This is a genomic window from Massilia sp. YIM B02769, from assembly GCF_030411995.1.
Classification (GTDB): Bacteria; Pseudomonadota; Gammaproteobacteria; order Burkholderiales; family Burkholderiaceae_D; genus Telluria.
Window position 1 is genome coordinate 1 of record NZ_JASNRC010000053.1, and the last position, 309, is coordinate 309.

General features: G+C 69.6%; 1 pseudogene. It reads left to right on the plus strand.

The features are described 5' to 3' along the window. Nucleotides 1–56 precede the first annotated feature (56 nt). Nucleotides 57–309, plus strand: a pseudogene (locus QPK31_RS26150) (IS1595 family transposase); the annotation flags it as partial.

Below are 309 nucleotides of genomic sequence, written 5' to 3' on the forward strand. Positions count from 1 at the left end.
CACTGAACGGGCCACAGCGGCTGCGCGTCCTCGACGCCTTGCGGCCGGCTGCCGGGCTGGACCAGGTGCTGGCGCTGATCGCACAATGCCGGTCGGCCGGGCGTTGCTGCCCGCATTGCCAGTGCGAACGCTGGCACCGGCATGGCCACGCCAACGACCTGCAGCGCTACCGCTGCTTCTCATGCCGGCGTACCTTCAATGATCTGACCGGCACTCCGCTGGCGCGCCTGCGACTGCGCGGGAAATGGCTAGACTATCTCGATGCGCTGCTTGCGTCGCGCCCGGTGCGCGCGGCGGCGGACACTGTCA